Annotated in this window: 1 protein-coding gene; it reads left to right on the top strand. The window is 50.0% G+C overall.

All coding sequences use genetic code 11. The annotated features are described in order from the left end of the window. On the top strand, nt 1-205 hold a 205-nt coding region (locus AB1471_RS19290; protein WP_367781133.1), incomplete at its 5' end, for a hypothetical protein. Between the last annotated feature and the right edge of the window lie 3 nt (nt 206-208).

Here is a 208-nt window from a genome sequence, read left to right as displayed (position 1 = left end):
GAAGGGAGGAGAAGGAGAAGAGAAAAGGAGGGGGAAAGGAAGAGGAGGAAAAAAAAAAAAAAAGAGGAGAAAAAGAGAAGAAGGAGGAAGAAGAGAAGAAGAAAGAGGAGGGGAAGGGGGAGAGAGGGGAGGGAAAAGAGAAGAAGAAGAAAAGGGGAGAAAAGGGGGGAGAAGGGGGGAGCGGGGGGGGAAAACAGGCCATTGAACC

Origin of the sequence: Jeotgalibacillus marinus (assembly GCF_040801915.1) — a bacterium.
In the GTDB taxonomy this organism is placed as follows: domain Bacteria; phylum Bacillota; class Bacilli; order Bacillales; family Jeotgalibacillaceae; genus Jeotgalibacillus; species Jeotgalibacillus marinus.
The sequence above is the reverse complement of the archived record's forward strand: the minus strand, read 5'-3'. Positions and strand labels throughout refer to the sequence as shown.